4 protein-coding genes and 1 pseudogene are annotated in these 5484 nt (G+C 43.6%); 1 reads left to right on the top strand and 4 read right to left on the bottom strand.

The genetic code is table 11. From position 1 onward, the window contains the following. Nucleotides 1-480: 480 nt before the first annotated feature. A pseudogene (locus BMG01_RS09960) lies at nucleotides 481-705 on the top strand (DNA polymerase); the annotation flags it as partial. A gap of 547 nt (nucleotides 706-1252) precedes the next feature. Here BMG01_RS09960 and epsC read toward each other — a convergent pair. The 4 genes from epsC to BMG01_RS09935 all read right to left on the bottom strand — a co-directional run bounded on the left by epsC (nucleotide 1253) and on the right by BMG01_RS09935 (nucleotide 5392). Further along, complete coding sequence (gene epsC, locus BMG01_RS09950) at nucleotides 1253-1810, bottom strand: serine O-acetyltransferase EpsC (RefSeq protein WP_036086949.1); 558 nt, start codon at nucleotides 1808-1810, stop codon at nucleotides 1253-1255. Next, the gene (locus BMG01_RS09945) at nucleotides 1776-2960 is read right to left on the bottom strand and encodes a PLP-dependent aspartate aminotransferase family protein (RefSeq protein ID WP_036086946.1); all 1185 of its coding nucleotides are present in this window, start codon (nucleotides 2958-2960) and stop codon (nucleotides 1776-1778) included. Before BMG01_RS09945 ends, epsC begins: the two co-directional genes overlap by 35 nt. Nucleotides 2961-3001: 41 nt before the next feature. Next, entirely contained in the window at nucleotides 3002-3913 is a 912-nt protein-coding gene (locus tag BMG01_RS09940) for a PLP-dependent cysteine synthase family protein (protein WP_014919551.1), read from the bottom strand. A gap of 675 nt (nucleotides 3914-4588) precedes the next feature. Continuing rightward, nucleotides 4589-5392 (bottom strand): IS3 family transposase, encoded by an 804-nt coding sequence (locus BMG01_RS09935; RefSeq protein WP_158084727.1) that lies wholly within the window; start codon nucleotides 5390-5392, stop codon nucleotides 4589-4591. Nucleotides 5393-5484: the final 92 nt, after the last annotated feature.

The raw sequence follows: 5484 nt of genomic DNA, 5'->3' as shown, positions 1-5484 counted from the left end.
TCTGCACCAATCACAGGTCATTTTCACAATCGCACGCACGCTAACTCACATCTCCCGTTAGCTTTCTTGGCTTTGATAAACTGTTACTTTCCTGTTCAATTCGTTTCATTCTAAAAATCGTTATAGACAATATAGCATCCCATTCAATGTATTGTCAAGGATCTTTTTACTTAAAAACAGTAATAGACTATTATTAATTTTAAATAGTTATAAATACTTGTCAATCAAATTATGTTAGAAATAGTTTCCTACTTACATTCTCCTTGATATTTGTGACTCATATTCTTGTTGAGCCTTTTCTTGTTCAACTTTCTTTTGGTTTCTTAAGAATCTGCTCAGAAGTCAATAAATTGGACTATTTTTATTAAGGAGAATTGTGCACTCGACTACTTTCGGGTAAAAAAAACATGATCGAAAAAATAACGACCATGCATGTATCCTAGATTGCATAATTAAAGTTACTACCCAGTAAATGTGAAAAAAGACTATGGCAATAGTCAGGTGCTCATGTGTGATTACACGCAGGCAAAGGAAATTAAAGTCGTGCTTAGCGAGATTGCTGATCAGGTTTCTGGCAGACTTCGTAACCATCAAGCACAAGGTGGAGTGGTTAGCGTTGGGATTGATTATGCTGATGCAGAAGAAGCGGGCACCTCCGGTTTCGGTGTGCAAATGAAGATTGATCCCACAAACCACACTGACGATTTTAGCCCCAAAAAACGTTCGCACGTCCAACCGTACAATCGCCGGCGGTCAATAAACGGTCGTAAATGCTTGATTAAATGACTCCCAACTTGACAAATCAAGCGTTGCCAATTGATCCGGCCATCGTTCAAATTATTTCCGACGGTGCGACTGGTAAAGTTAGGTGTTTCATGGGCTCGATAAAGCAAGCGTCCCAGGAACTTTGTCGTGAGCAGCCATTCAATGACCTTCATCAAGCTGATTTCTGAATTCCGGCGATAATTCACCAACTTGATGAGTTTAGATAGACCAATGAGGGAAGTAAATTGATGAACAATATTGTGAAGCTCGTTTTCTGTATTTTTTTGTCTTATAATATTCATGACGTAAGTCTCCCTTGTATCTTGGTTTTGGTCGACTAAAGCATACAACGCAGGAAAGCTTGCGTTTATTTTTTTGCCAAAAAAGCCAATAACCACAAGCCTTTGGCGTGATTATTAGCTTTCAAGTTTCAGTAACTATGTAAAAGGTCATTGGCAATTTGGTTGTCAATGACCTTTTATCGTCCTTATTCTGATCTTGTTACCTGATGATTAAAGGAAACGGAAACGACTTTTGAAATCGGATGTGGGGCAATCGTAGCCGGATTGCCAACGACGGTCAAATGGCTAGGAACATTTACCAGCACAACGGCACCGGCGCCAACCTTGCTGTATGGCCCAATCTCGATTGGCCCCAGTATCTGGGCATTGGCGCCAATGAAAGCACCCTTTCTGACGTGAGGGTGGCGCCGGCCCTTATCCGTCATACGCCGCGTGCCAAATGTCACACCATGAAGAATGGTGACGTCGTCTTCGATGATGGCGGTTGCGCCAATAACAGTTCCCACCCCGTGATCGATGAAAACGCGTTTGCCGATGGTTGCTTCGGGGGCAATTGTAATTCCAGTAACTTTAGCGGCGTGTTGGCTAATTAAGCCAGCTATGACGAATCGTTGATGACTGGCAAAGAAGTGAGCAATCCGATACCAGAACAGTGCCCGAACCCCGGGATACGTTAGAATCACCTGAAGCAGACTATGAGCGGCCGGATCACGCTTGAGAATGGACCTTGCTGTTTGAAACATCTTGATGGCTCCCCTTTAGTTGATCGAATCCACGTTCCAGGTCGGCTAATAGGTCTTTTTGATCCTCAACGCCGACTGACAGGCGGATTAGTTCGTCCTTGATGCCGTTTTTAAGCCGGATGTCATGGGGGATTGAACCGTGAGTCATCAAGGCTGGAATTTCGATGAGACTTTCAAGAGCGCCCAGACTTTCGGCCAGGGTGATAACTTGGAGTTGTTCGACAAATTGTTTGGGATCCAGACCGGCTTGTAATTCGAACGAGATCATTGCGCCAAATCCGTTCATCTGTTTCTGAGCAACTTCGTAATCCGGATTGTTAGGATCGCCAGGATAGTAAATTTTGCTGACCAGCGGCTGATTTTTCAAATAATTGAAGATTGCTTCCGCATTGGCCAAATGAGCCCGCATTCTAAGTGAGAGTGTCTTCATTCCCCTTTGCAATAACCAGCTCTCCTGGGGTGCCAAGATGCCGCCGATGGCATTTTGCAGGTACCCAATTTTTTCGCCAAGGGCTTGATCCTTAGTGACTACCAGGCCGGCAACCAGATCACTATGGCCACCAAGGTACTTAGAAGCACTGTGCAAAACGATATCCACGCCAAGGTCTAAGGGCCGTTGAACGTATGGCGATGAGAAAGTGTTGTCGATAATGCTTAAAATACCACGGTCCTTTGCAATTTTAGCGACGGCAGCGATATCGGTTACCCGCAGCAGTGGATTGGTCGGGGTTTCCAAATAAATGGCCTTTGTGGCGGGGGTGATGGCGGCTTTAACGGCTTGCAGGTCGCGGGTATCAACGACGGTAAACGTCATGCCGAATCGTTTTAAAACCGCGTCAATCAAGCGGAAAGTCCCACCGTAGACGTCATTGCCAATGACGAAATGATCGCCGGCAGAAAATAGTGAGAACACCGTATCGATGCCCGCCGAACCGGAAGCAAACGCAAAGCCAGCGGTGCCGTCTTCCAAATCGGCAATTAATTTTTCAACCGCTTCCCGGGTGGGGTTACCCGAACGGGAATATTCGTATTCGTTTTCACCAATTTTCTGTTGATGAAAGGTGGATGCCATATAGATTGGGACTGATGTTGCGCCTGTGTATTTGTCTTCGCTGATGCCACCGTGAATTAATTTTGTATCAAATTCCATAATCATTGACCTCACTTTTTTAGTTGTTAGATTTAAGTTGATTAGTTGTAAATGTTTTCACTCATGTAACGCTCGCTGCTGTCTGGAAAAACCGTGACGATTGAACTGTTTTCTGGCAATTCATTGGCTACTTTAAGACTAGCTGCTAACGCGGCCCCGCTGGAACTGCCAATGAAGAGCCCTTGTGTTTTGGCCATTTGTTTAACCTGATCAAACGCGTCGTTGTCAGAAATGGTGAGGGTTTCATCAATTTGGACGTCTTTGAAGAAGGGCGGAATAAATTCGACACCAATCCCTTCCGTTTTGTGGGGATGAGCCGGGCCACCATTTAGAATGGAGCCTTCGGGTTCAACGACGACGGTCCGGGTTGCTGAATTCTGTTCTTTCAGATATCGGGCGATGCCGGCAAATGTCCCGCCACTGCCCGCGCCAGCAACGAACGCGTTAATTTGAGCAGGGACGTCTGCTACTAACTCCGGCGCCAAGGTGTGGTAATAAGTCGCTGGATTAGCCGGATTTTCAAACTGCATCGGCACAAAACTGTTTGGAGTCTTCGCTGCCAACTCGCGCGCTTTTTGGATGGCGCCTTTGATTCCTTGGTCGCTCGGCGTGTTGATGAGAGTCGCCCCGAGAGCCTTCATCAGCTGTTGTTTTTCAAAACTAAACTTTTCAGGGACGACGAGGATAGTTGGCAAACGGTGTTGTTGGGCGGCCAGGGCCACCCCAATGCCGGTATTGCCGGCGGTGGGTTCAATAATGGTGGTTTTTCCTTCAGTCACTTTACCGTGGTCGATGGCGTCTTGAATCATGTACTGACCCAAGCGGTCCTTGATGCTGCCGCCGGGATTAAACATTTCAAGTTTAGCGTAAATATGACTGTGGTGAGGAACGTTAATTTGTAGGTCGATCATCGGGGTATGGCCGATGAGTTGGGAAACGGATTGAATAAGCATGGTAAGATCCTTTCTGAATAGTTGTTTTAACTGTTAGACTGCGATTCAGGAAAGATGATCTTTGGCGATGTTAAATGGCCGGTTGACTGCAGTGAATAGAAAAAGGGCGCGAAACTCTGAAAAATCAGAATTCTCGCGCCCTTAGTTCAATTCCAGCCAAGTGGACATTGAACTTCTTTAAGGTCATTATTCCTCAAAAAATGTCAATGCTAACAGGCCGAACATCGCCAAAAACGCGTTGTTCGACAGCAACAATGAATCGCATTAAACATTGATTGAGTCATAGTGACACCTCCGAAATTTTTTGTTGCCATAAATATACATAATCCCAGTGGAAGTGTCAAGGATTTTTAAGAAATAAAATGATAAATTGCTGGGAAATTTTATTAATCTGTCACAAAATATGTCAGCTCAGGGTCAATTCAAGAAGGTGGTTATCATCAAAGAATCTCGACATCAAATTACCACTGTGAATTGTTGAATATTAATAACTTTGATATTCAATAACGGGTCAAGTAAAATAGGATTAACTTGGAAGATGAACAATTAAAACGGAAATGGGGCTTTTGGGGTGAATATCGAAAAGTTTATCGCCAGACAAAAGGAATTGGGGTATTCTCAAAGCAAACTGGCGTGCTCAGAAGTCAATAAATTGGACTATTTTTATTCAGTTACTTAGGCAACATTTGAGATACGATTTCGATTATAAAAATTGATATACCAACCAATGGCTGCTTGGACTTGCGTTAATGTTTCGTATGTCTTCAAATACACCTCTTCACGTTTCAATATTGAATGAAATGCTTCCATACGGCCATTATCGTATGGATGGCCTTTGAGTGAATATGAATGTTTCAAGCCATAATTTTGACATTTAATATTAAATTCAGCACTCGTGTATTGTGACCCCATATCTGAATGAATAATTAATGGCTTTCGATGCTTATCTAACGCCATCTGTAAGGCACTTGTGGCTAGCTCGGCTGTCATTGTATCGCCAATTTTATAGCCCAATACTTTTCTCTTCTCAGGATCCAAAACGGTCGCTAAATAGACCCATTTGTGGATAGTCAACTGAATATAAGTGATATCTGTTTGCCAAACACCGCTCAAATCATGCAAGTGTCTAATCAGATTGGGTTTTTGATCAACTGTCACCACAGTTTTTGGTTTGCGATAACGTTTTTGCATGCGGGATTTAATCGCTAATTCACGCATCAATTTGAGTGTCATATACTCAGATACTTTCGGACCGTCGGTTTGTTGACTATAAGCAGCAATACGGCGATAACCATAAAATTTAAAGGTTTTCCAAACGTCTAAAATATAAGGTTTCAGGAATTCTCTACGCTTTTCTTGTCGACTGGGCTGCCAATGGCGCCAGTTGTAATAGGTACTAGGTTTGATTTTAAGTGCACTTAAAATACGCACAAGCGCGTAGCCTTGTGCTAAAAATTGATTAACTAGCGGCAATCCCACATTACGGACTATTTTTTGGCTAGTAAGATGGCCGCTCAATGCCTGTCAGGCTATGCGTGATAAAATTTCGTTTTCTTCCTCCAAAATAGCGA

Source organism: Leuconostoc sp. BM2 (assembly GCF_002095565.1).
Taxonomy (GTDB): domain Bacteria; phylum Bacillota; class Bacilli; order Lactobacillales; family Lactobacillaceae; genus Leuconostoc; species Leuconostoc falkenbergense.
Note: the sequence above shows the minus strand (reverse complement) of the source record. Positions and strands in the feature narration are given on the sequence as shown.